Source organism: Collinsella sp. SGI.095, from assembly GCF_050314535.1.
GTDB lineage: Bacteria > Actinomycetota > Coriobacteriia > Coriobacteriales > Coriobacteriaceae > Collinsella.
This window is the reverse complement of the sequence record NZ_JBNPNG010000002.1, coordinates 100,188-125,006: the sequence shown is the minus strand read 5'-3', so window position 1 is coordinate 125,006 and position 24,819 is coordinate 100,188. Positions and strand designations below refer to the sequence as shown.

Sequence of the window (24,819 nt, the reverse complement as noted above, 5' to 3'; positions counted from 1 at the left end):
CATACTGTAACCCATTGACAACATGGCGCGCCCGCGAGACGGCTTCCCCAACGCGCAGATACACCGTCTGGAAACAAACGGCGTGCGCGGCATCCACACCCGACGCCTCGTGTACTCCACCAGTCTTTTTAGCCCCGTCCCAAAAAGACTGGTTACAATTACGTGCAGCATACAAACACCGGGAGGAATCGTGGCAAAAAAGCCCCAGGACGCTCAGCACAACCAGCACGGCAAGCATGCCCAACGCGGCCAGCAGCAAAAGCGTGGAAGCAAAGCCCAGGGCTCGCGCCCCGCGCATGCCCCGGCAGCGCTTGTCCGCCCCTGGCGCCCGGGCCGCGATAAGTTCCTCCCCGTCAGCCGCGCCGACATGGATGCGCGCGGCTGGGACCAGTGCGACTTTGTCTACATCTGCGGCGACGCCTACGTGGACCATCCCAGCTTTGGCATGGCCATCATCAGCCGCGTCCTCGACGCGCACGGCTACAAGGTGGGCATCATCTGCCAACCCGACTGGACCGACCCCGCCAGCATCACCGTGCTCGGCGAGCCGCGCCTGGGCTTTCTCGTCAGCGCCGGCAACATGGACTCCATGGTCAACCACTATTCGGTGACCAAGCACCGCCGCCACACCGACGCCTATACCCCCGGTGGCGAGGAGGGACACCGCCCCAACCGTGCCGTCACGGTCTACGGCAACCTCATCCGCCAGACATTCAAGGACGCCCCCATCATCATCGGCGGCATCGAGGCAAGCCTGCGTCGCTTGGCCCACTACGACTACTGGCAGGACAAGCTCAAGCGCTCGGTACTGCTCGACTCGGGCGCCGACATCCTCATCTACGGCATGGGCGAGCACGCGATTGTCGAGATCGCCGACGCGCTCGACGCGGGACTGCCCGTCGATCAGATTACCTATATCAACGGCACCGTCTACCGCACGGGTTCGCTCGACGAGGTCTACGACTATGACCTGCTGCCCAGTTGGGACGACCTTACCGCCGACAAGCTCAACTACGCGCGCAGTTTTAACGTGCAGCAGCAGAATATGGACCCCATCACCGGACATCGCCTGGTAGAGCCCTACCCCAACAGCGTCTATGTGGTGCAGAACCCGCCGTCGGCGACGCTCACCACCGACGAGATGGACGAGGTGGCCGAACTCCCCTACGCACGCGATTGGCATCCCGATTACGACGCGGCGGGCGGCGTGCCGGCCTTTGCCGAGATCAAGTTTTCCATTAGCTCCAACCGCGGCTGTTTTGGCGAGTGCTCGTTTTGCGCGCTCACCTTCCACCAGGGTCGCGTGCTGCAGATGCGCAGCCACGACTCGATCATGCGCGAGGCCGAGCTGCTCACGCGCGATCCCGAGTTTAAGGGCTATATCAACGACGTGGGCGGGCCGACGGCCAACTTTAGCCGTCCCGCCTGCGACAAGCAGCTCAAGCACGGCGTATGCAAGAACAAGCGCTGCCTGTGGCCGAGCGTGTGCAAGAACATGGTGGTCGACGAGAGCGGCTACACCCAGCTGCTGCGCGACCTGCGCCAGCTGCCGGGCGTCAAGAAGGTCTTTGTCCGCAGCGGCATCCGCTTCGACTACACCATGGCCGATGCCTCGGACGAGTTTTTGCGCGAGCTGCTAGAGCACCACGTCTCGGGCCAGCTACGCGTAGCACCCGAGCACGTGAGCGACGCGGTGCTGTCCGTGATGGGCAAACCGAGCCGAGCCGTCTACGACGCATTCTGCCGTAAATTTGAACGCTTGAACCGCGAGTACGGACTCAAGCAGTACGTGGTGCCGTATCTGATCTCGAGCCACCCCGGATCGACGATGAAGGAAGCCGTGGACCTTGCCGAGGCCGTGCGAGACATGGGCTACATGCCCGAGCAGGTGCAGGACTTCTACCCCACGCCGTCCACCATGTCGACGTGCATGTACTACACCGGCGTGGACCCGCGCACCATGGAGCCGATCTATGTGGCGCGCGACCCGCACGAGAAGGCCATGCAGCGCGCGCTCATCCAGTATCGCAAGCCCGAGAACTACAAGCTCGTGCGCGAGGCGCTAGAGAAAGCCGGGCGTCGCGATTTGATCGGCTACACCAAGCATTGCCTGATCCGCCCCGTGCCGCCACGCCCGGGCGAGACATCTGCCGGCGGCGGACATGGCACCGGCAAGAAGGGCGGCAAGGCCCACGGTGGCGCTGGCGGCGCTGGGGCCAAGGGACCCAAGGGCAGCAAGGGCCACGGCGGCATGTCGCGCGCGCAGAACACCGCCGGGCGCAACCGCGCAGCTCAGGGGCGTCAGGGCGCCAACGGAGGCGGTCGCCGCAACTAAGGCAGCAGTGCGCTCGCTGCATCCATACCACACGCGTGGCGCAGCGAGCGCATTGCCTCAACGTGGATGACGCCGGCGATGGCAACCGTGGCCACCACGTCGACCGGCGTGTTCACAAACCACAGCAGGCCCATGAGATACGACCCGGCATTAAAGGCAAAGTGCAGCAGGATCGTGTAGCGGAGCTTTCCGGTCGTCACGAGCACCCAACCAAAGATGAGGGCGGCGGCACCCGCGTAGCAACCCTGCACCCAATTCATGTGCATAAAACCGAAGATTGCCGCCTGCAGCACAATCGCCGCGGCGACACCCCACGTGCTTGGGGCCGCCCAGGGCACTATGGCGCCGTCTTGCGCACTCGCACGACGCCGGCGCTTCCAGAGCGGACGGCACTGGGGATTAAACGCACGCAGCGAAAACTCAAAGATAACACCGCGCACCAGGAGCTCTTCGCAAAACGGCGCGCCGAGCACCGTGGTCAGGACGGCAAGAGGACTGGTATCGCCCATGCCCGTTTCCTCGACAAGCTCGCTGTAGTCGGCCGCGGCATCGGGCAACAGCGACAGCACGGCGTCGGTCACGTAGCTAACGACCACCTGCAGGGCAAGACCGATCACGATAACGCAGGCGATGCGTTTCCACGCCCCACGCGCTCCCCCGCTGAGCGGATGCTCGCTTTGCGAGCGCGCCATAAACGAGCGCGGCCACAGATAACGCCACCACAGCAGCGCCATCAAAAACGACGCCGTCTGAGCGGCGGCCTGAAGCAATTGAATGTCGAGGTCATCGATCGAAAAACCCATGAACACCGATGCGACGCCAAGGGCGGAGAACAAAACGACGCTCAGGGCAATATCGACAGCGACGACGCCAAAACAGGCAAGCGCCCAAATCATCGCATTGAGCATGCCGACCTCCTCAAAACCCGGCACTGAGGGACGTTCCTTAACTGCCGGCAGACAAGGAACGTCCCCAAGTACCGGCAGTTTGGGACAGTCATTGTTGATGAGAATCGGGTGCAGTGCCAAAGGCCCCGTTGGGCGAAATGTCGAACGGGAAGGTGCCGCAGCGATTGAACGCGGCGATAAACATGCGGATGGCGTTGGACGGCGTGGTGCCCACGAGCTGGGTTGCCGCCGCGAAGGCCGCCTTTTCCTCGGGCAAGACCTTCGCGACAACCGGGGTCATGTGTTCTGCCATGGCGCTTCCTTTTTGAAACAACGGTAGTGCGGATAGATGCGGGCCACGCGGCTGGGCGACGGGCTGTGAAGGCAACCCGATTGGCCCGCATCTGGAGTTTGTTTCTGCGGCGTTGGTATTACTTGGTATTCCTGAGTTATACCCGGCAGATAGAATACCACACCCGGTCCCATGGGGACGGAGAAAAGACGGATTATTTTGTTGCTGGGTAAGTATTTAGAGCGTGATGATGTCCGAGATATCGAGGGCCTAAGCGTCGGCGTATGGCGCGCCCAGGCTGAGTATCCGACGCATGGCGCCCTATTGTCTTGCATAATTTCGCTTATGCCATGCATAAAAAGACGGGGGCGCCCCTTCCCACCCCAACGTACCCCCGCTTGTACCGTGCAAAAACCGGAGTTTTCAGCATCGCGGCCCCCGCAGGCGGTGCCGCAAATCGTGGACGCCGCGCGATTGGCGTCGTTTTGGGGCACGGCGCGACGCGAAACGCGCGTTATCGCCGCGCCGGACGCCGTCAGCCAACCCAAATCGACTGCCGAAGGATCCCGCTGGCTCAAAAAGACGATTCCGGCGCGTATGCAGTCACCCCGGGTTGCTGAAAACTCCCTAAAATGCACGGCGCGCCCCGGGGGACCCGTGCGCGCCACGAAAAACACGCCCGCATCCAAAAGAATGCGAGCGCGAAAGCCGGATGGCGGCAAGGGCGCCAGGCAGCGGGCGAAATCCCCGGCGTGTCCGCCCGGGCACCGCAGCCGCCGCGCGTCAGCAGAAAACCTCATGCCCTGCGTTGATGTCGGCCCCCGCATACGCGAATCTCCAACTAGGTCGATAGCCCGTATCCCTTGCCGCGACCGTCTCCGTGCGTTTCCACGAAGAAGACTCGCCCCAACTAATACTGAGCCCACTAAAAGGGCCCCGAGCATAGTCTGCTCGAGGCCCAAACTCGTGTCGCCTTACCGCGCGACGCGTATGTTACTTGCGCTTGCCGCCGCCGTCACCGGGGCGACGGGAGCTGCCGCCGCGCTTGCCGCCACGGCTGTTGCCATAGCTGCCACGGTTATCGCGACCGCCGGCACGGCCACCACGGGAGCCGGCCTGGTTGCCGCCGCGACCGCCACGGTGGCCGCCGCGACGCTCTTCGCGGGTATCGTCGTAGTTGCGCCAGTCATCGCGACGATCTCGACGGGCACGCGGGTCGCGACGATCGCGCGACTCGCCAGAACGGCCGGCGCCACTGCGGCCGCCATTGCCGCGAGCATCCTCGCGACGCTCACCGCCGCGGCCGCCGCGCTCGTCATCGCGACCGGAACGACGACGGTCGCCCGCGCCGCGCTTGCCGCCGCGCGAGCCACGGCCCTCGTCCTCGCGCTCAACACGGCGACGACCGCCGCGGTCCTCGTCCTCGCGGCGACGGCGATGTGCCTCGCCCTGGAACTGTTTGGCACGGCGCTCGGCACGGTTGCCGCGCGGGGCCGGCTCGACGGCACCAGCACCGGCACGCTCCTCGGCAGCCACCTCGCGGGCCACGCTCTCCACGGCCTCGTCCACGCGAGCCTGAATGCCCTCGCGCACGCGGGTCTTGCCGCCGCGCTTGGGACGGCTCGGGCGCTCGCTGTCGCCGCGACGCTCATCGCGACCACGGTTGGAACGACCGGCCACATCGCCGTAATCGTCGCCGTTGCGTTTGCCGTCGCGACGCGCCTGCTCAAGCTTCTTCTTGCTCTTGGACTTGCCGCGCTTGGTCTTCTTCTTCACCTTAAAGGCCGCAGGGTCGCGCTCGGGATCAACCGCGGGCGGATTGGGGCCCACGTGCAGGTCGCCGGCCTCGTAGATGTCGGCGGTCTTGTCCATGAGCTTCTCGATCTCGTAGAACTCATCCACGTCCTGCTCGGTCACAAACGTGATGGCCCAGCCCAGCTCGCCGGCGCGGCCCGTACGGCCAATACGGTGGATGTAGTCGGTCGGCTCGGCCGGCACGTCAAAGTTCACGACGTAGCGCACGTCGCTGATGTCGATGCCGCGGGCGAGCACATCGGTTGCCACCAGCACGTCGACGGTGCCGTCGCGGAAGGCCGAAAGCGCGCGCTCGCGCTGGGCCTGGCTGCGGTTGCCATGAATCGCGGCAGCCTTGATACCCTTGCGCTCCAGACGACGGCAGCAGCTGTCGGCACGGTGCTTGGTGCGCATAAAGACGATGGTGCGCTCCGGGCCTTCCTTTTTGAGGAACTCGGGCAGCAGGTTGTTCTTGGCCTCGATGGACACCGGGAACACAAACTGGTCGACGGTGTCGGCGGTCGATGTGGCGGGCGCGATCTCCACGCGGGCCGGGTCGCTCACCAGATCGGTGATCTCGCCCACGGCCTCCTCGTCGAGGGTCGCCGAGAACAGCAGCGTCTGGCGCTCGGCCGGCGTCTCGCGCACAATACGGCGAACGGCGGGCAAAAAGCCCATGTCGAGCATGCGATCGGCTTCGTCGAGCACCAGCACCTTGACCTCGTCCAGGTGGCAAGCGCCCTGCTCGATCAGATCGACCAGACGGCCCGGCGTTGCGACCAGGATGTCGCAGCCGTACTTGAGGGCAGCGGTCTGCGGCTTGTAGCTCACGCCGCCCACAACGGTCACGGCAACATGGCCGGTGACGTCGGCGATCTTGCTCGCGACCTCGTCGATTTGCTGGGCGAGCTCGCGCGTAGGGGTGATGACGAGCATCACGGGGCCGCGGCCGTTGCCCTCGGGCTTTTTAGCACCGCGACGACGGTTACGGCCGCCGCGCTCGCGCACAGGTTTGGGAGGAGCGATGTGCTCCAGATTGTTCATGGTCGGCAGCAAAAAGGCGGCCGTCTTGCCGGTGCCGGTCTGAGCGGCGGCAAGCAGGTCGCGGCCCTCGAGCACCACGGGGATCGAACCGGCCTGCACGGGCGTCGGCGCCGTGTAACCCAGGTTCTCGATGGCACGAAGTATCTCGTCCGAAAGACCCAGCTCGTCAAAGGCGGGCAGGTTTTCGGTAGCGGACTCGACGGTCTCGGCGGCGCTGGCCTCGTCGGCCGCATCGAAGGCAGCCTGGGCCATGGCCTCGCGGGTCTCGTCCAGGATCTCGGCGTCGGTGACGTCGGATACAGAATTACGCATATGTTGTTGTTCCTTATCTGCACGCGCAAGGGGCACGGCATGCGGCCGCGCGGGCGTGCTTGGTAGTGCGCTAGTACATACAAAAACGGGTGCGCACAGAGAGGACGTTGCTCAGCACGCTGGCGATCGCTTTGGCAGCCATATCACGCGCCGTCCAGACGCAGCAGCTCTAAGCGATGGAGCAGATTCGCCGCGGGTTAGTATACCTGCACTCCGTATGCCCCCACGTAAACCACAGATGACGAGGCGGGAGGAGCGGGTTTGGGCCAATTGTCTCAATCTGTAACAGTTACGAGGCAAAACCAGGCCTACACGTTACGAATCGAGACAAACCAAAACCTCGCAAAACAACATCTCGATCTGTAGCAGATAGAGGTCATTTCCCCTGCCAGATGTTACAGATCGAGATGTTAAGCAACCGCCGAATTGTTTGTCTCAATCTGTAACAGTAACTCGGCAAAAACGGAACTAGATGTTACAGATTGAGACGAAGGGCGAGGATGGTGCGCTAACTTGGCAGTCGACCCCCGTATCGGAATGTCATACATTTCAACTTTTGCCATACACCCCCAGGGGGTATGGGTGTATAGTATCGAGAGGTTAACAATTCCAACACCGAACCACAGAAAGGAGAGTCCATGGCTCAAGATAAGTTCGACGTAGGCGGCATGACATGCGCCGCCTGCCAGGCGCACGTGGACCGTGCCGTGAGCAAGCTCGACGGCGTCCAAAGCGTCGCGGTCAACCTACTCGCCGGTTCCATGATGGTCGACTACGACCCCGCGCAGGTCTCCCCCGACGATATCTGCACCGCCGTCGACCGCGCGGGCTACTCGGCCTCACCCGTCAGCACGGGCACCGGTGCCGCCGGCTCAAACGGCAGCGCACAAGCCAGGTCTGGCGCCGCCCATATGGAGTCGCCCACCAAAAAGCTGGAGGCCGCCGCCTCTGCCATGCACACCCGCCTCATCGTCTCGATCGTCTTCCTCATCCCACTGTTCTACATAGGCATGGGACACATGCTCGGCTGGCCGCTGCCCGGCATCTTCACCGACCATATCCACAGCATGACGCTCGCCCTCACCGAGCTTGTCCTGCTCATCCCCATCGTCTACGTCAACGACGCGTACTTTATCAACGGGTTTAAATCGCTCGCGCACGGCGCGCCCACCATGGATGCCCTTATTGCCGTGGGCGCCACCGCTTCCATTGCCTGGTCGCTCTACGCCATGTTCATCATGGCCGACCAGCTGGCCACAGCTCAGGTGCACGAGGCCATGATGACAGGCATGGACAATCTGTATTTTGAGAGCGCGGGCACGATCCTGTCGCTCGTCACCGTGGGCAAATACCTCGAGACGCGCAGTAAGTCCAAAACCGGCGGCGCCATCGAGGCGCTCATCGATCTGGCGCCTAAAACCGCGACCGTCGTTGCCGACGACGGCAGCGAAACCACCGTCGACGTCGATAGCATCCTTCCCGGCCAGGTCCTGCGCGTGCACCCCGGCGAGTCAATCCCCGTCGACGGCGTGGTGCTCGAGGGTAGCTCGGCCGTGGACGAGAGTGCGCTCACCGGCGAGTCAATCCCCGTGGAAAAGACCGCCGGCGACACCGTCAACGCCGCCACCGTCAACCGCACCGGCTCGTTTACCTTCCGCGCCACGCGGGTTGGTGCCGAGACATCACTCGCCAAGATCATCCAGCTCGTCGAGGACGCCAACGCCACCAAGGCGCCCATCGCCCGCATGGCCGACAAGGTCGCCGGCGTGTTCGTGCCCGTGGTGTTCGTGATCTCGGCCGTGACCTTTGCGGTGTGGATGGCACTGACCGGCAGCATAAACGAGGCACTTACCTCCGCCGTGGCCGTGCTGGTGATCAGTTGTCCCTGCGCGCTCGGCCTAGCCACGCCCGTCGCCATTATGGTGGGCACCGGCAAGGGCGCCGAGATGGGCATTCTGTTTAAGAGCGCCGAGGCGCTGGAGAACCTGCGCGGCGTGGGTACCGTGGTGCTCGATAAGACGGGTACGGTCACCCGCGGCAAACCTGCCGTGACCGATATCGTGGTAGCCACGCGCGCCGACGGCTCGCCCGCCATGAGTGAAAAGGCGTTACTGAAGCTCGCTGCCGCGCTGGAGCGCTCGAGCGAGCATCCGCTGGCCGAGGCGATTATGACCGAGTGCGAGGCGCGCGGAATCGTGGCGCGCATGGTCGAGGACTTTGCCGCCGTGCCTGGACGAGGCGTTACGGCGCGCGAGGGGCAGAATATCATCGCAGCCGGCAACGTGCGTCTGATGAACGAGCTGGGCGCGGGGGTGCCCGCCGGTCTTGCGGAGCGATTTGCCGCCGAGGGCAAGACACCGTTGTTCTTTGCCAAGAACGGCGAGCTTGTCGGCACCATTGCCGTAGCTGACGAGGTCAAGGAGACGAGCGCCGAGGCCATCGCTGCGCTGCGTTCGCTCGGCGTCGACGTGCACATGCTCACCGGCGACAACCGCATCACTGCCGAAGCAATCGCCCGCCGCGTAGGACTGAGCAGCAAGCAGGTCATCGCCGACGTGCTTCCCGCCGACAAGGAACGCCACGTGCGCGAACTGCAGGATGCGGGCGGCAAGGTCGCCATGGTGGGCGACGGCATCAACGACTCCCCCGCCCTGGCGCGCTCCGACGTGGGCCTTGCTATCGGCACCGGCGCCGACATCGCCAAGGAAGGGGCAGATGTGGTACTCATGCGCAGCGACCTCATGGACGTCGCCCGCGCTATCGAGCTTTCGCGCGCCACGATTCGCAACATCAAGCAAGACCTGTTCTGGGCGCTGTTCTACAACGGCATCGGCATTCCGCTCGCTGCGGGCGCGTTCTTCCCCCTCACCGGCTGGCAGCTCTCGCCGATGTTTGGCGCCGCGGCGATGAGCCTGTCGAGCGTGTGCGTCGTGTCCAATGCTCTGCGCCTGAAATCCTTTAAGCCTAAAGTGGCAAAATAGGCTCACCATTACGTCCATTTAGAACGGGTTTTCCAGGTGCACGAGATTGACCTGAAAGAGGAGCGACGCGTACTTTGGTACGCGAGCGACGGCTTGAAGGTCAAGGTCGGGTGCCTGGGAAAGCCAACATAACAGAGAGGAATACCCATGCGTTACACAATTAAGACTTCCGGCCTTATGTGTGGCCACTGCGACGCTACTGTCGAGACGGCACTGCTCAACGTTGCCGGCGTGACCGACGCCGATGCCGATCACGAGACTCAGACGGTACAGGTGGAGTGCGCCGACACCGTGGCCGCCGAGCAGCTCGCTGCCGCCGTCGAGAGCGCCGGCGAGAAGTTCCACGCCCTGTCCGTGACCGCAGCCTAGCAGCTACCAGAAGCATTCGACCCCATCGACCAGAAACGAGGACCCGCCATGATGGCAGACCACAAATCGGTGAACCGTATGCTCAGGACGGCGCGCGGCCAGATCGACGGCATCCTGCGGATGGTCGAGGAGGACCGCTACTGCGTCGATATTTCCACGCAGCTCATGGCCACACAGGCACTCCTCGCGCGCATTAACGCCGACGTACTCAAGGCGCATATCGAGGGCTGCGTGACTTCGGCAATCGAATCGGGCGACGAAGACCTCAAAGCCGCGAAGCTCGCCGAGATCGAACGCGTCGTCGACAAGCTCTCTAAGTAATCGGCGCATTGAGGACAAACCACTTTGCACCGTCTTGATGTTCCGAGGACAGGTATGTTTGCACCACATTGGTGCAGATTAACCTGTCCCCCTTGCTCTAAATCGGGTATAAAGGCGTGCGGCATATCGAACGAAAGGCAATTTGCATGAATGACTTTATGAAGGGCCGCAATGGCGCCGACGAGCTCACCATCGTGATGGGTTTTGCGGGCATCGTCATCGCGATGATCGGATCGATGGCCCGCGTCCAGTGGCTCAGTTGGATCGCCATCGCCGTCATCGTGATCGGCGTACTGCGCGGCCTGTCCAAAAACATCGACGCACGTCGCAAGGAGAACGAGGCCTTTGTCGCCGGCTCGGCTAAGGTCCCCGGCTTGGGCAAGTTTGTCGCCAGCTTGGGTGGCGGCGCTGCAGCGGCCAGCACCTCACGCGCGGCCGGCACCAGTAAGGAAGACTTTGAGCGTGCCAAGCGCACGGCCAAGAAGATGTGGAAAGGTCGCAAGACCACGGCATACCTCAAGTGCCCCAACTGCGGCCAGATGCTCTCCGTCCCCAAGGGCAAAGGCAAGATCCGCGTCACCTGCCCCAAGTGCCACGCCAAGATGGAGACGCGCTCGTAGCCGCCATACCGCAGGACAAAATAAAAGCCGAGGCCTCGCACTGGGACCTCGGCTTTTTTGAATGCGACAAAGGGCCCGCCCCCCGTCACACCTACGCCACGCCGTCGCGGGCAAGCTCCTCGGCAAGCGCCTCGGCTGGCATGGCCATAATCGTGTCGAGCTCGGCGTCCACCTCGGGAATACGCTTCACCTTGAGTTTGCGCACCAGATCGCCACGGCACATCACGTGCATCGGCTCGCGCAGAGCGCACAGGTCATCGAGTGGGTTCTCACGCGTCACCAGGATATCGGCAGCCTTGCCGCACTCGATCGCACCGGTCTCGCCGCCCAGCCCCAGCAGCTCAGCATTGACCTGCGTAGCCGTATGCAGCGCAAACGCATTGCTCACGCCCACGTACTTGGCAAAATAGGCCACCTCGCGCCACATGTCGTACTGGGTCACGAACGGGCAGCTCGAATCCGTACCCAAACCTACCTTGATACCGGCTTCCAGCGCCGCACGAGCGCTCTCGATAATGCCCGAGCACACGATATCGCCGTTCTTCTTTTGCGTGTCAGTCGAATGAGTCTTTTCCGGATCGAGCAGCACAAACGGCAGTGCGGGGCTGATCGTGCAGGTCACACTCGGCGCACGCCCCTCGAGCTGAGTTCCCGCGGCGCCGCGGTACAGCTCCAGGATCTCGGGCGTCAACGGAGCGCCGTGCTCGATCGTATCGACGCCGGCCTCGAGCGCGGCCTTCACGCCCTCGGTGCTCTCGACATGAGCCATAACCGGAAGGCCCATATCGTGCGCTGCCTTGCACGCCGCCGCGGCAACCTCCACCGGCATACGCAGCACGCCCGGCTCGCCCACCTCGGTCGCATCGAACACACCGCCCGTTACGAACAATTTAATGACGTCGGCACCGCGCGCATACAGGTCGCGCACCTGTTCGGCCGCCTCGGAGGGACTGTTGGCCACCTGGGCGAACAAGCCCGCGCCGTGGCCACCCGGCACCGTGACGCCCGTTCCCGGCGCCACCAAACGCGGACCCTGATACTTGCCGGCGTCGATAGCATCGCGCACGGCCAGATCGGCAAACAGCGGGTCGCCCGCGCCGCGCACCGTGGTCACGCCGCTTGCCAGCTGCTGTTGGGCGCTGCCCTTAAGAATATGGCGCACGATAGCGCGCCCCACGGGATTATCGAGCTTCTTCATCAGCGCGCCCGCATCGCCCGCCGAAACCGGCTTGCCCGAGCCGCACAGATGCACATGCATATTGATGAGGCCCGGCATGAGATACGCCCCGGCCAGGTCGAGGACCTCGGCACCTGCAGGCGCCTGCGCAACAGCGCTCGGCCCCATCCACGTGATGACACCGCGCTCAACGGCCACGGCCATGTCGGGCTGCGGCTCCATATGCTCCGAACCATCCAGGACGGTCGCATTGATAAACAACGTGGAACGATCGGCAGACGCCATATCGAGCTCCTCCCTCACGATTAACATGAACATTTGTTCATTATCACCTAATGCAGCAAACTAAAGTCGAACATATCGGTTAGCGGAGGGACGAGAGAGATGTGAGGGCAAACGGAGACAGCACGGCAATGCTCCGGCCGTTCCAGCAAAACGTCTTGATTTGTAACAGGTAGACCAGGTTTTAGTAACCAGATGTTACAGATCGAGATCTTTCGGCACCGCGTCCAGCCTTTGTCTCAATCTGTAACAATTGGGTCGAATTTTGGCCGTTAGATGTTACAGATCGAGATATTCTCCAGCCCTGTCTTCAAACATCTAAATCTGTAACATGTAGACGGGTTTTCGGCCTCTAGATGTTACAGATTTAGATCTTTTAGCGGCAGCCAACCTTCTGTCTCGATCTGTAACAGTTACGAGGCCAAACGGCCCCTTGTTGTTACAGATCGAGACAAACTCGACAGGAACAACCACATCCGCGTTAGTCGTATCCCTCAGCGCCCATACCACTGACGCTTCCATCCCTCAGCCAAATTGGCCCGCTGCGAAATACCCGCCAGCCTCATCTTTTCAGCCAGCTTCCCCGGGTTCTTGAGCTCATCAAACGTGAACCTCAGCACCTTGTGCCCGAGCATTGTCAGATGAGATTCCCGCTGACGCTCTGCTACGAACGGATCGACCGACTCCCGATCCCCACCATCCTGCAGGGTATACTTTCCTCTTCCGTCGAGCTCGCCAATCACGCACGTCCCGTCCTCGAGCCTCCAAAAATAATCGACCCGAAACACCTGGCTCGAATCGAGCGGATCGCGAAACTCCACCTGCAACTCAGGCACCGGAAAACCGTATGCAATAAAGAACGCTCGGAACCGAGACTCGCCACCGTTTTCGGACAGCCCGTCCGCATGCGACGCAATCACCTGAGCTCTGCGATACCCGCGTCTGCCCTCGCAATCGGCCTGGAGCCGTTCGCAGAGGTCGTCGCGCGATATGCCCTTCGCCCGCAGCGCAGAATCGGCAATCGCCAGACCATATGAAAACGGCGCACGCAGCAGACAATCCTCCACCGTGCGCCAAAACGGTGTCACTCGCACGCCGTCGACGCGCTCAAGCGCACCCGCCGTCTGCGGACGCAGCAGCCTATATCCCGTACTCAACGCCACCGAACAACCCGTCTTGACCAAGTAACGCGGCCCGAGCAGATCATTCGACACCTCCAGACCCCATATCAGCGCGGCGTCATACCCCCAAAACGCCCAATCGGGATGAAACTCCGCAAGCCCCTTGATGGTCCACCGAGCCCGCTCCGGCGGCGTCAACGCATCCCATTCATGCTGAAAACAGAATAGGTGCGATTCGGGCTCCGCAATATCGTCTGTGCCCACATGGCGCCGCAGCCACATGAGCTCGGCATTATCGTGTGTCGCAAGCAGCACGCCTTGTTCAGCCGCCTCCGTGAGCCTGGCAAGCATCCTATTCCGCGCCAAGGTGCTACGTGCTGCATGTTTGTGTTTGAAAACGGTATTAGACACTTTCATCACCACCACGTCAGACAAATGGACCATCGTCACCGTTGCCTCCGCTGACAAATGTCTTGATCTGTAACAGGAAGACAGTCTTTGAGCCTCTAGTTGTTACAGATTTAGATTGTTCGGCACCGCGCCCAACCTTTGTCTCGATTTGTAACAGTTAGGTCGAATTTTGGCCTGTAGATGTTACAGATTGAGACATTTCCCCAGCTAGGTGCCAAACATCTCGATCTGTAACAGTTGGATCGAGTTTTGGCCTGCAGATGTTACAGATCGAGACATCCCCCCTGCCGGGTTCCAAACATCTCAATCTGTAACAGTTAGACGTTCTCCAGACCCCTAAACGTTACAGATTTAGACAAACCAGCAACGCCCAAGCATTCGTCTCGATCTGTAACGGGTGGACCGGTTTTTTGTCCCTTGACGTTACAGACCGAGACAAATAGACGAGCGGCGGCGGCGCGACTGCCCATCCCCTACTCCCATTCCTGTTCGTAGATGTTGAGAGACTTTACGTAGCGCCCCTGGGCGCCCATGATGTCGCGAACCAGCCGTAAGAAGAAGCTAATACACGAGGTATCGAAGCCATCTTCTAGGTCCTCAGGATGCACGGCGCCAGGCCCGTCGACCGCCGTATCGCTCAGGCGCGCAATGTCGTAGAGGTAGAGCTGCCCCGCCGTCAGCCAGACATCGTCGACGCACGCGAGGCGCACCGCAATCGCGCCATCGCGCCAGTGCTCCTTTTGCACGATATGCGGATCGTAGACGTCAAAGCGACGGTCGGTACGCGTGTCACGCAGCGCGACCATACCGGTCGCGGGATCCTTATCCAAAATGCCAAAGCGCGAAAAATAGTGCGTGCCGCGCACCTGCTCGAGCCGTCTGAGCGAGACAGGCGAAAGCGACGCCGGCGGCTCGTCAACATACAGCTCAAGCAGCGTCTTGCCATGGTAATAGGGACGCTCGAACAGCAGCCAATCGGTAAATGCCATGTTATAGGCCATGATTTCATTTTGCGAGGGCTCCTCGCAATAGCTGAGCCATGGATCGACTATCACTTCGAACTGTGTACGCGCCGACTCCAAAAACTGAAACTTGCGCAGCATCCAAAACTGGGCCATGCCGGCGATATCGTCACCGACGGCCTCGGCCAGACGTCCCCGGTCCAAAACATGATCAGCCATGGCATCCTCCTCAAACTGATAAACCTCAATTTGAGCTTACGAGGAGGGCGGGTGGTCGCCGCCATCACGGGCGAAATGGGCATCGAGCTGCAAACCAGATGCTGACCAAGCACTTGACGGGATACTTGCAGATTATGCAAATTGCCACAAAATTGCGGGTAGAACTAGACAAATCACCCGCGCCGCTGTCCGCAAACAACTAAAGCCGCCACATAAACAGCAGAGCGCAACGAGCGCAAACGCCAACGGGTAGGCATCCAAACGTCGGCAAACGAGCAAAACGCTCGCAAACCCGCAAGGAGTGTCCCCGGATGCCGGCACGTAAGGAACGTCCCCAGCTGCCGGCACTTGGGGACGTTCCTTATATGCCGGCCGTTGGGGACAGCCCTTGCCGATTCGATTGTTGAGCAACTCCGTGATTGTCTTACAGCCCCAGCGCCTCGGCGACCTCGGCTGCGCAGGCGAGGGCATCGGCCACGGCACTCACCACGAGCGAGCTGCCGTTGCGGGCATCGCCGGCCACATACACCGGCGCGGCATCCGCGGCAACGCCATCCACGCGAGCCGCAAGATGCGAGTCCTCGGAGGCCATCACGGGCAACGGACGGCCCGCCGTGGCAATAGGCACGTCAACAGCGTCGAACACGCCGTGCTCCGGACCCGTAAAGCCACAGGCGATCAGCACCAGCTGGGCCGGCACCTCGTGCTCGGAGCCCGCAATGCGCTCGGGCTTGCCGGCCGACCAGTCCAGATCGACCACGCGCAGGCCCGCGGCCGCGCCCTTCTTGTCCAGCAATACCTCGAGCGTATCCACGCCCCAAGCACGCATCTCGCCGCCCATGGCAGCGATAGCCTCCTGCTGACCGTAGTCGGTCTTCTTAACGTTGGGCCACTGCGGCCAGGAATTGCTCGCCGCACGCTTATCGGGCGCGGCCGGCAAGAACTCAAACTGACGCACACTGCGTGCACCCTGGCGCACCGCGGTACCCACGCAGTCGTTGCCGGTATCGCCGCCGCCAATGACCACAACGTCCAGGCCGCGCGCGTTCACCGCGGGCTCACCGCCATCGAGCACCGAGACGGTCGAAGCCGTCAGGTAGTCCACGGCATACACCACGCCCGGGGCATCCACATTCGTAGCCAAAAGACCGCGGGGCGTACGAGCACCGGCAGCCACCACAACGGCGTCAAAACCATTGAGCTTGGCCGCCACCGCAGGGTTCGTAACGTCAGTACCCAGCTCAAAGACAATGCCCAGCTCGCGCATGAGCGCCACGCGGCGCTCGACCACGGACTTCTCGAGCTTCATGTTGGGAATGCCGTACATGAGCAGACCGCCTGGGCGGTCGTCGCGCTCAAACACCGTCACGCGGGCACCGCGACGCGCAAGTTCCCATGCAGCCACCAGGCCAGCCGGGCCGGAGCCCACCACGGCGACCGAGGGCGCGTCCTCCCCTGCCGGCTCAAAGCGACGCGGGCCGCCGTTTGCCCATTCGTGGTCGCTGATCGCGCGCTCGTTATCGTGAATCGTTGTGGGCTGGCCGTCGACCGAACCCAGGTTGCACGCAGCCTCGCACAGTGCCGGGCACACGCGGCTCGTAAACTCGGGCATGGGCGAGGTGAGCGACAGGCGCTCGGCCGCCTCGTCCCAGCGACCGCGAAACACCAGCTCGTTCCACTCGGGAATCAGGTTGTGCAGCGGACAGCCACTCGGACGCGCCTTGCCAAAGCTCGCACCCATCTGGCAAAACGCCACGCCGCACATCATGCAGCGGCTCGCCTGGGCACGGCGCGCATCGTCGTCGAGCTCCACATACAGCGGATCGAAATCGCGGCTGCGCTCCTCCACGGGGCGCAGCTCGTGGGTCACGCGATCGATATCAAGAAAAGCACCGGGCTTACCCATGGCACTTACGCCTCCTTCTTGGTCGAAGCAACAGAGCTGACAGCCACGGGCGCAGCACCGCCCGCGACATCAAAGCGAGCGACATCCGCGTTGCTCGCGCGGCCGGTCACGATGTCAAACGCCAACTCCTCGGCCTGCGCATGCGTCTTGCCCACGGCCTCGGCCGCAGCGACAATCGCCAGCACGCGCTCGTACTCGGTCGGAATGACCTTCACAAAGTGCTTGCTCATCGAGTCGAAGCTGTAGAGCAGCTTAATGCCGCGCGGGCTCTGCGTCGCGTCCACGTGCTCCTGGATGAGCGCGCGAATCTGCGCCAGCTCGACAGCCGTCGGGGCCTTGAGTTCCACGCTCTCGTGGTTCACACGGGCCTCGAGCGTGCCGTACTGGTCAAAGACATAGGCCACGCCACCCGTCATACCGGCGGCGAAGTTCTGCCCGACCTCGCCCAAGATAAGCGCCAGGCCGCCCGTCATGTACTCGCAGCCATGGTTGCCGCAGCCCTCGACCACCACAGTGGCACCGGAGTTACGCACGCCAAAGCGCTGTCCGGCAAGGCCGTTAATAAAGCCGCGGCCGCTCGTGGCACCAAAGAACGCCACGTTGCCCACGATGATGTTCTCGTCGAACTTGTAGGTCGCATGCGGGTTGGGGCGCACCGACACCTCGCCGCCCGAAAGGCCCTTGCCAAAGTAGTCGTTGGCGTCGCCGCACACGTTGAGCGTAATGCCGCGCGGCAGAAAGGCGCCAAAGCTCTGACCGGCCGAACCATCGCAATCGATGGTGATGGAGCCGGCGGGCAGGCCCTCGGGATGCGCCTTGGTCACCGCATTGCCCAGGATGGTGCCCACGCAGCGGTTGACGTTGGCGATATCGGCGCGGAACCGAATCGGACGCAGGTGCGCACGGGCATCGGCCGTATAGGGCACGAACAACGTGGAGTCGAGCGTCTTGTCGAGCTCGCTGTCCGCAGCCATCTGCGGCAGGAAGTGGCGACCGTCGGCGCCCGGGATATGGGCACCGAACTCGCAGGTCGCGCTCGCCAGCACGGGCGACAGATCAAGCAGGTTGGCCTTGCGGTTGCCCGGTACCTCGATCTGGCGCAGGCACTCGGGATGGCCGACCATCTCGTCGACGGTGCGGAAGCCCAGGCTCGCCATGACCTCACGCAGCTGCTCGGCAACAAAGAGCATAAAGTGCTCAACGTGCTCGGGCTTGCCGCGGAAGCCGCGACGCAGGCGACAGTTTTGCGTGGCGATGCCGGCCGGGCAGGTATCCTGCTGGCAGTCGCGCTGCATGAGGCAGCCCATGGAGATGAGCGGCATGGTCGCAAAGCCAAACTCCTCGGCGCCCAGCAGGCAGGCGACGGCAACATCGGTGCCGTCCATGAGCTTGCCGTCGGCCTCGAGCACCACGCGGGAGCGCAGACCGTTTTGCAGCAACGTCTGCTGAGCCTCGGCAAGGCCGAGCTCCAGCGGCAGGCCGGCGTGCCAAATGGAATCGCGCGCCGCGGCACCCGAGCCGCCATTGTGGCCGCTGATCAAGATCTTGTCGGCGGCACCCTTGGCCACACCGGTGGCGATGGTGCCGACGCCGGCCTCGCTGACCAGCTTGACCGACACGCGCGCACCGGGGTTGGCGTTCTTAAGATCAAAGATCAGCTCTGCCAGGTCCTCGATGGAGTAGATGTCGTGGTGCGGCGGAGGCGAGATCAGGCCGATGCCGGGCGTGGACTGACGGACCTCGGCGATCCAGGGGTAGACCTTCTTGCCGGGCAGGTGGCCACCCTCGCCGGGCTTGGCGCCCTGGGCCATCTTGATCTGAATCTCGAAGGCGCTGCACAGGTAGCGGCTCGTTACGCCAAAGCGCGCACTTGCCACCTGCTTGATAGCGGAGTTCTTGGAGTCACCGTTAGCCAGCGGGGTCTCGCGACGCGGATCCTCGCCGCCCTCGCCCGAGTTAGAGCGTCCATGCAGGCGGTTCATGGCGATGGCCATGCACTCGTGCGCCTCTTTGCTGATAGAACCGTACGACATGGCACCGGTGTTAAAGCGGCGGACGATGTTGCGCGCGGGCTCCACCTCGTCGAGCGAAACCGGCGTGCGGCCGTTGGCATTAAAGTCGAGCAAGTCACGCAGGCGCACGGCACGGCCGGTGCGGTGCAGGCGGGCGCTGTACTCCTTAAAGGTGTCGTAGCTGTCCTCACGACAGGCGGTCTGCAGCAAGTAGACAGTCTGCGGATCAATGAGGTGATCCTCGCCGCCGAGCGGGCGCCACTTGGTCAGACCCAGCGTGGGCAGCTGATCGGGAGCCGGGCTCTTAAGGATAGCGAGCGCGGCGTCGTAGCGCTCGTTTTGCTCGCGCTCAACATCCTCGACACCCATACCGCCCACACGGCTCACCGTGCCGGCGAAGTACGCGTTGACGAACTCCGACGTAAAGCCCACGGCCTCGAAGATCTGCGCCGAATGGTAGCTCTGCACCGTGGAGATGCCCATCTTGGACATGATGGAAACGATGCCGGCGGTCGCAGCCTTATTGTAGTTGGCGATGCCCTGCTCGGCTGTCACGTCCAGATCGCCGTGCGCCGCCAGGTCGCGAATGCACGCATGCGCGTTGTACGGATAGATGCCGCTCGCGGAGTAGCCCACCAGCGCCGCAAAGTCGTGCGGAGACACGGCGTCGCCACACTCCACCACGATGTCGGCAAAGGTACGCACGCCGGCGCGGATCAGGTGGTTGTGCACGCAGCCCACGGCGAGCAGTGACGGCACGGGTACCTCGTCCGCTCCGGCGCGATCGCTCAACACCACGATGTTCACGCCGTCGCGGACCGCAGCCTCAACGTCCTCTGCAAGCTGCTTGAGCGCAGCCTGCAGCGCGCCCTCGCCGGCATCGCGGCGGTAAACGGCACGGAAACGGCGGGTCTTAAAGCCAACACGGTCAATCGCGCAAATGCGGTCGAACTCCTCCTCGCTCAGCAGTGGGCGCTCCAGACGCACCAGTTGGCAGGCCGTACGAGAGTCCTCGAGCAGGTTGCCGTGGTTGCCCAGGTAGAGCGTGGTCGAGGTGACCATATGCTCGCGCAGGGCGTCGATCGGCGGGTTCGTGACCTGGGCGAACAGTTGATAGAAGTAGTCAAAGAACGAGCGCGTCTTCTTGGACAGGCAGGCCAGCGGCGCATCGATACCCATCGAGGCGAGCGGGGCCTTGCCCTGCTGGGCCATGGGGCGCACGACCTCGTCAACATCATCCCAGTGATACCCGAGCTTAGCCATACGCACGGCGGCGGGCACCTCGGCATCCTCGGCGGGCGTTGCCGCGGCGGGCTTGTCGAGCGCGTCAACGGTCAGCGTCTCCTCGGCAATCCAATCGCGGTAGGGCTTTTCCTTGGCATAGCGGGCGCGCAGCTCGTCATTGTAGATCACACGGCCGCGGGCAAAATCGACCTCGAGCATCTGGCCCGGTCCCAAACAACCGCTTGTCAGGATATTCTCGGGGCGCACCTCGATGGTGCCCACCTCGCTTGCCAGCATAAAGCGGCCGTCGCGCGTCACGTAGTAGCGAGCCGGGCGCAGGCCGTTGCGGTCAAGGGCGGCACCCAACGTACGGCCGTCGGTAAAGGCGATGGCCGCCGGGCCGTCCCAGGGCTCCATGAGCATGGACTGGTAGGCATCGTAGGCGCGACGCTCCTCGCTCAGGTTGTCGTTGTGGTCCCACGGCTCGGGCAGCAACATGGACGCGGCACGCGTGAGCGGACGGCCGTTCATGACCAAAAACTCGAGCACATTATCCAGAATCGCGGAGTCGGAGCCCTCGCGGTTGATGATGGGCATCACACGCTCAAGATCATGCTGCAGCACGGGGCTGTACAGGTTAGGTTCGCGGGCGCGAATCCAGTTGACGTTGCCCTTGAGGGTGTTGATCTCGCCGTTGTGGATAATAAAGCGGTTGGGATGTGCGCGCTCCCAGCTAGGCGTGGTATTGGTGGAGTAGCGCGAGTGGACAAGCGCCACGGCCGTCTTAACGGCGGCGTCGTTGAGATCGATAAAGAAGCGGCGCATCTGCGTGGCGACCAGCATGCCCTTGTACACGATGGTGCGCGAGCTCATGGAGCACACATAGAAGATCTTGTCGCGCAGGGCAAACTCGGCGTCGGCCTTCTTTTCGATGGTACGGCGGCACACGTACAGGCGACGCTCAAAGGCATCGCCGGCGGGCGTGTCGTCCGGACGGCCCAGGAAGGCCTGCAGGATGGTGGGCATGCAGGCGCGGGCCGTCTCGCCCAGATCGTGAGGGTCGACCGGCACCTCGCGCCAAAAGAGCAGCGGCACGCCGGCCTCGGCACAGCCTTCCTCAAACACGCGGCGGGCATCCTCTACGCCCTTGTCGTCTTGCGGAAAGAACAGCATGGCCACGCCATAGTCGCCCTCTGCCGGCAGAATCTGGCCGCACTTTTGAGCCTCTTTGCGGAAAAAGTGATGCGGAACCTGGAACAGGATGCCGGCGCCGTCGCCGGTATTCTTCTCGAGTCCCGTGCCACCGCGGTGCTCCAAGTTGACCAGAATGGACAGCGCATCGTCCAGAATCTGGTGGTGGCGCTCGCCGTTGATATCGGCAAGCGCGCCGATGCCACATGCATCGTGGTCGAATTCGGGGCGATAAAGGCCCTGCTGCTGAGCGGAATCTGCCTGCATCGCGATCCTCCCCTAGATATTTAGACAGTCAGTTGAATAGGCATACTAGAAGCATCGCCGGCCCATTGTGTTTCCCGCCCGTTTCGAAACAATTGCGTAACGCACGCCCTACGAGTGGACACCGCCGACCTCAAGGGCAACGACGAGGGCCCCAGGTTCGGCCTGTAAGCTCACCGCTTCAAACATCTCAATCTGTAACAGGAAGACCCAATTTCGACGACCAACTGTTACAGATTGAGATGTTCTCGAGAGACGGTTCCGAATGTCTCAATCTGTAACATGAAGGGCCGGTTTTGGCGGTCAGCTGTTACGGATCGAGATTTTCCATAGGACCATTTCTTCCTGTCTCGATCTGTAACACCTAGGCCCAATTTCCATCCCTAGTTGTTACAGATCAAGACATTTCGGCAACCCCCTTTTACCACCCTATTCAAATACAACAATTTTGTTAGTCATGGTCAAATTTTGAGCCTAAAACGGGTATCCTTTGCGGCGTCAAACAAACGGCACGCAGGAGTGCACCATGATCGACCATCTCAAACATCACTTTGGCTCCCCGCGCACCGGCGGCCACGGCGGACTCGACATCGCACGGCATATCGGCCCCGGGCTGCTCGTGACCGTCGGCTTTATCGACCCGGGCAATTGGGCCTCCAATATGGCTGCCGGCTCGCAGTTTGGCTACGCGCTGCTGTGGATCGTCACGCTGTCCACGATCATGCTCATCGTGCTGCAACACAACGCGGCTCACTTGGGCATCGCCACGGGCATGTGTCTTGCCGAGGCCACGACGCGCCACCTGCCCCGCCTCGTCGGGCGTGCGATACTCGGCAGCGCGTATCTAGCCACGGTCGCCACCGCCATGGCCGAAGTCCTGGGCGGTGCGATCGCACTTCAAATGCTCTTTGGCCTGCCCGTACGTGCCGGCTGCATCATCGTGGCGGCGGCATCGATTGTCATGCTCATGACAAGCTCCTACAAACGCGCCGAACGCTGGATCATCGCCTTCGTGGGCGTGGTGGGACTTTCGTTTTTAGCCGAGCTTCTGCTGGTCAAGGTCGACTGGCCGCAAGCCGCCACAAGCTGGATTACACCCAGTATGCCCACCGGCTCAGTCGCGATTATCGTAAGTGTCCTAGGCGCGGTCGTTATGCCCCACAACCTCTTCCTGCACTCCGAGGTCATCCAATCCATGCACTTCGAAGGCCAAGGCGAGCAGGTTATCGAAGAACGCCTACACTACGAGCTCTTCGACACGCTCTTTTCGATGGGTGTGGGCTGGGCAATCAACTCGGCCATGGTCATCCTGGCCGCAACGACCTTCTTTGCGCACGGCATTGTCGTAGACGACCTCGCCGTCGCAGCGGCCACGCTCTCCCCCATTCTGGGCCCGGCAAGCTCGACCATCTTTGCGGTGGCGCTGCTGTTTGCGGGCATATCGAGTAGCGTGACGGCGGGCATGGCGGCGGGCACCATCACCGCGGGCATATTCGACGAGGAATACGACATCCACGACCGACATTCCTCGATCGGAGTGGCGGCCTGTTTCGTCGGCGCAGTGGCGGCGTGCCTGATCGTCCCGAATCCTTTTGAGGGTCTCATTTGGAGTCAGGCACTGTTGTCGCTTCAGCTGCCGATTACGGTCTTTGTGCTCATACGACTCACCAGCTCGCCCCGCGTCATGGGCAAATACGCCAACTCGCGCCCGCTCAACGCGTTGCTCGTAGGGATCGGTGTCATCGTGACGATTCTCGACATCGTGCTGCTAACGGGGATGTAATGGGATGGCGTGACTGTCCAGATATAACGTCTCAATCTGTAACACGTGAGGCCGTTTTGAGCCCTTAGATGTTACAGATTGAGATTTTCTGAGAGATAGTTTCAGTTTGTCTCGATCTGTAACAAGTGGACCCAATTTCCGCGCCCAGATGTTACAGATCGAGATATTTCTTCAGCCCCAACCTTTTGTCTCGATCTGTAACAAGTAGAGGGGGTTTACGTGCCTAAATGTTATAGATTGAGATTTTGAGAATGATGGTTTTGGTTTGTCTCGTTCTGTAACAGGAAGACCCGTTTTGAGCCGTTAGATGTTGCAGGTTAAGACAAAAGGTCGGCCGGACTCACAACAGACAGGATCGGCTAATAGCAGCCGTGATCCCTTGGGGACGGAGGAAAAGGGCCCCGGCCGGGATATCCGACCGAGGCCCTTGGACAGAGCTATATGTTGCTGCATGTCGTGTGTCTACGAGCTACTCCTCGACGAGCTCAAACTGATCGGGACCGACGCCGCACACCGGGCACACGTAGTCCTCGGGCAGCTCGGGCGTGTCGACCTCTACCTCGTAACCGCAAACGGTGCACACGAACTTGTACGTCTTCTTTTCCTCGGCCATGATGTTCTCCTCTCGAACGTGGCTGCTGGTGTACTTTGCTTATTAGTATACATTCTTAATAATATAATGCAAGCGGTTTTACCGCATTTCTACCCTTGGTACGAAGACGCCTTGGGCGGCGTCTTGCCCTTCAGGACCTTATGGTAGTAATCGTAGGTGAGCGGCGTCTCGTCGCTCAGGCGCTCGGCATCCTCGACCTCGCCGATAAACAGTAGATGCGTGCCCACATCCACTGTGTCGATCAAACGGCAGCTAAACAAGGCCGCCGCATGCTCGGGAACATAGGGCATGCCCAGTGCGGTCTCGCGCGTCTCGTACTTGGCAAATTTGTCATAGTTGCTGCTGGTACGGAATCCAAAGTTACCAATGTAGGGCATATCGGCCGTCTGATCGATCACGGTCAGCGCAAAGGCCTTGGCAGACGAGATAACGCCAGACGTGACATTTTCCTTGTTCACGGCAACCGAAATGCGCGGCGGCGTGGACGTCACCTGCACCGCGGTGTTGATAATGCAGCCGGCGCGCGACCCATCTGCCGCGGCACTCACCACATACAGCCCGCAGGGCATCGTAAAGAACGCAGTTTTATCCAAAACGATCACTCCCCTAACTCGGAATTGAGCCTTGCAGACGTATATACCCACAATGAGACATATGTGTCAGAACGGTAAGAAAAATGAGCCACACGCAGTTGCGGTG

The 24,819-nt window shown here is 61.9% G+C and carries 16 protein-coding genes; 6 read left to right on the top strand and 10 right to left on the bottom strand.

What is annotated here, in order from left to right; translation table 11 throughout:
* Nucleotides 1-190 precede the first annotated feature (190 nt).
* On the top strand, nucleotides 191-2,335 hold the full coding sequence (locus ACQRCA_RS01415) for a YgiQ family radical SAM protein (protein ID WP_427717790.1): 2,145 nt from the start codon (nucleotides 191-193) through the stop codon (nucleotides 2,333-2,335).
* Here ACQRCA_RS01415 and ACQRCA_RS01410 read toward each other — a convergent pair.
* From ACQRCA_RS01410 to ACQRCA_RS01400, 3 genes are all read right to left on the bottom strand, one after another.
* Nucleotides 2,332-3,243, bottom strand: coding sequence for a CPBP family glutamic-type intramembrane protease (locus ACQRCA_RS01410; RefSeq protein WP_427717787.1), 912 nt, complete (start codon nucleotides 3,241-3,243; stop codon nucleotides 2,332-2,334). The two genes, ACQRCA_RS01415 and ACQRCA_RS01410, sit on opposite strands and share 4 nt — an antisense overlap.
* Nucleotides 3,244-3,331: 88 nt before the next feature.
* On the bottom strand, nucleotides 3,332-3,535 hold the full coding sequence (locus ACQRCA_RS01405) for a type II toxin-antitoxin system RelB/DinJ family antitoxin (protein ID WP_117734431.1): 204 nt from the start codon (nucleotides 3,533-3,535) through the stop codon (nucleotides 3,332-3,334).
* 972 nt (nucleotides 3,536-4,507) lie between these two features.
* On the bottom strand, nucleotides 4,508-6,664 hold the full coding sequence (locus ACQRCA_RS01400) for a DEAD/DEAH box helicase (protein ID WP_427717785.1): 2,157 nt from the start codon (nucleotides 6,662-6,664) through the stop codon (nucleotides 4,508-4,510).
* 638 nt (nucleotides 6,665-7,302) lie between these two features.
* On the opposite strand from ACQRCA_RS01400, the gene ACQRCA_RS01395 reads away from it, so the two are divergent.
* The 4 genes from ACQRCA_RS01395 (at nucleotide 7,303) to ACQRCA_RS01380 (ending at nucleotide 10,955) form a co-directional block, all read left to right on the top strand.
* Nucleotides 7,303-9,645: a heavy metal translocating P-type ATPase gene (locus ACQRCA_RS01395; protein ID WP_427717782.1), complete on the top strand. Its 2,343-nt coding sequence runs from the start codon at nucleotides 7,303-7,305 to the stop codon at nucleotides 9,643-9,645.
* A 147-nt stretch (nucleotides 9,646-9,792) separates the two neighbouring features.
* Entirely contained in the window at nucleotides 9,793-10,014 is a 222-nt protein-coding gene (locus ACQRCA_RS01390; RefSeq protein WP_154515953.1) for a heavy-metal-associated domain-containing protein, read from the top strand.
* Nucleotides 10,015-10,065: 51 nt separating this feature from the next.
* Complete coding sequence (locus ACQRCA_RS01385) at nucleotides 10,066-10,335, top strand: metal-sensing transcriptional repressor (RefSeq protein WP_427717778.1); 270 nt, start codon at nucleotides 10,066-10,068, stop codon at nucleotides 10,333-10,335.
* Between the two features lie 146 nt (nucleotides 10,336-10,481).
* Nucleotides 10,482-10,955 carry a hypothetical protein gene (locus tag ACQRCA_RS01380; RefSeq protein ID WP_427717775.1) on the top strand — a complete coding sequence of 158 codons (474 nt, stop codon included), beginning with the start codon at nucleotides 10,482-10,484 and terminating at the stop codon, nucleotides 10,953-10,955.
* Nucleotides 10,956-11,046: 91 nt separating this feature from the next.
* Here the strand turns inward: ACQRCA_RS01380 and ACQRCA_RS01375 are convergent, their stop codons facing one another.
* The 5 genes from ACQRCA_RS01375 to gltB all read right to left on the bottom strand — a co-directional run bounded on the left by ACQRCA_RS01375 (nucleotide 11,047) and on the right by gltB (nucleotide 21,727).
* Complete coding sequence (locus ACQRCA_RS01375) at nucleotides 11,047-12,417, bottom strand: amidohydrolase family protein (protein ID WP_427717773.1); 1,371 nt, start codon at nucleotides 12,415-12,417, stop codon at nucleotides 11,047-11,049.
* Between the two features lie 491 nt (nucleotides 12,418-12,908).
* A complete protein-coding gene (locus ACQRCA_RS01370) occupies nucleotides 12,909-13,985 on the bottom strand; it encodes a hypothetical protein (protein ID WP_427717771.1) in 1,077 nt (358 codons plus the stop codon).
* A gap of 434 nt (nucleotides 13,986-14,419) precedes the next feature.
* Nucleotides 14,420-15,127 carry a hypothetical protein gene (locus tag ACQRCA_RS01365; RefSeq protein WP_427717769.1) on the bottom strand — a complete coding sequence of 236 codons (708 nt, stop codon included), beginning with the start codon at nucleotides 15,125-15,127 and terminating at the stop codon, nucleotides 14,420-14,422.
* Between the two features lie 424 nt (nucleotides 15,128-15,551).
* A complete protein-coding gene (locus ACQRCA_RS01360) occupies nucleotides 15,552-17,033 on the bottom strand; it encodes a glutamate synthase subunit beta (RefSeq protein ID WP_427717767.1) in 1,482 nt (493 codons plus the stop codon).
* A 5-nt stretch (nucleotides 17,034-17,038) separates the two neighbouring features.
* Nucleotides 17,039-21,727, bottom strand: a complete 4,689-nt coding sequence (gene gltB / locus ACQRCA_RS01355; RefSeq protein ID WP_427717764.1) for a glutamate synthase large subunit — start codon at nucleotides 21,725-21,727, stop codon at nucleotides 17,039-17,041.
* 523 nt (nucleotides 21,728-22,250) lie between these two features.
* Between gltB and ACQRCA_RS01350 the strand changes: the two genes are divergently transcribed.
* The gene (locus ACQRCA_RS01350) at nucleotides 22,251-23,507 is read left to right on the top strand and encodes an Nramp family divalent metal transporter (RefSeq protein ID WP_427717762.1); all 1,257 of its coding nucleotides are present in this window, start codon (nucleotides 22,251-22,253) and stop codon (nucleotides 23,505-23,507) included.
* 469 nt (nucleotides 23,508-23,976) lie between these two features.
* On the opposite strand, the gene ACQRCA_RS01345 is transcribed toward ACQRCA_RS01350, so the two are convergent.
* A complete protein-coding gene (locus ACQRCA_RS01345) occupies nucleotides 23,977-24,120 on the bottom strand; it encodes a rubredoxin-like domain-containing protein (RefSeq protein ID WP_035137395.1) in 144 nt (47 codons plus the stop codon).
* 89 nt (nucleotides 24,121-24,209) lie between these two features.
* On the bottom strand, nucleotides 24,210-24,713 hold the full coding sequence (locus tag ACQRCA_RS01340; RefSeq protein ID WP_427717758.1) for a flavin reductase family protein: 504 nt from the start codon (nucleotides 24,711-24,713) through the stop codon (nucleotides 24,210-24,212).
* Between the last annotated feature and the right edge of the window lie 106 nt (nucleotides 24,714-24,819).

Excerpts from the sequence above, each read along its gene's own strand:
- ACQRCA_RS01375 (WP_427717773.1), bottom strand. The coding sequence starts at position 12,417 with ATGGCGTCTGCCGATCGTTCCACGTTGTTTATCAATGCGACCGTCCTG.
- ACQRCA_RS01410 (WP_427717787.1), bottom strand. The coding sequence starts at position 3,243 with ATGCTCAATGCGATGATTTGGGCGCTTGCCTGTTTTGGCGTCGTCGCT.
- ACQRCA_RS01390 (WP_154515953.1), top strand. The coding sequence starts at position 9,793 with ATGCGTTACACAATTAAGACTTCCGGCCTTATGTGTGGCCACTGCGAC.
- ACQRCA_RS01405 (WP_117734431.1), bottom strand. The coding sequence starts at position 3,535 with ATGGCAGAACACATGACCCCGGTTGTCGCGAAGGTCTTGCCCGAGGAA.
- gltB (WP_427717764.1), bottom strand. The coding sequence starts at position 21,727 with ATGCAGGCAGATTCCGCTCAGCAGCAGGGCCTTTATCGCCCCGAATTC.
- ACQRCA_RS01350 (WP_427717762.1), top strand. The coding sequence starts at position 22,251 with ATGATCGACCATCTCAAACATCACTTTGGCTCCCCGCGCACCGGCGGC.
- ACQRCA_RS01360 (WP_427717767.1), bottom strand. The coding sequence starts at position 17,033 with ATGGGTAAGCCCGGTGCTTTTCTTGATATCGATCGCGTGACCCACGAG.
- ACQRCA_RS01400 (WP_427717785.1), bottom strand. The coding sequence starts at position 6,664 with ATGCGTAATTCTGTATCCGACGTCACCGACGCCGAGATCCTGGACGAG.
- ACQRCA_RS01365 (WP_427717769.1), bottom strand. The coding sequence starts at position 15,127 with ATGGCTGATCATGTTTTGGACCGGGGACGTCTGGCCGAGGCCGTCGGT.
- ACQRCA_RS01395 (WP_427717782.1), top strand. The coding sequence starts at position 7,303 with ATGGCTCAAGATAAGTTCGACGTAGGCGGCATGACATGCGCCGCCTGC.
- ACQRCA_RS01385 (WP_427717778.1), top strand. The coding sequence starts at position 10,066 with ATGGCAGACCACAAATCGGTGAACCGTATGCTCAGGACGGCGCGCGGC.
- ACQRCA_RS01380 (WP_427717775.1), top strand. The coding sequence starts at position 10,482 with ATGAATGACTTTATGAAGGGCCGCAATGGCGCCGACGAGCTCACCATC.
- ACQRCA_RS01345 (WP_035137395.1), bottom strand. The coding sequence starts at position 24,120 with ATGGCCGAGGAAAAGAAGACGTACAAGTTCGTGTGCACCGTTTGCGGT.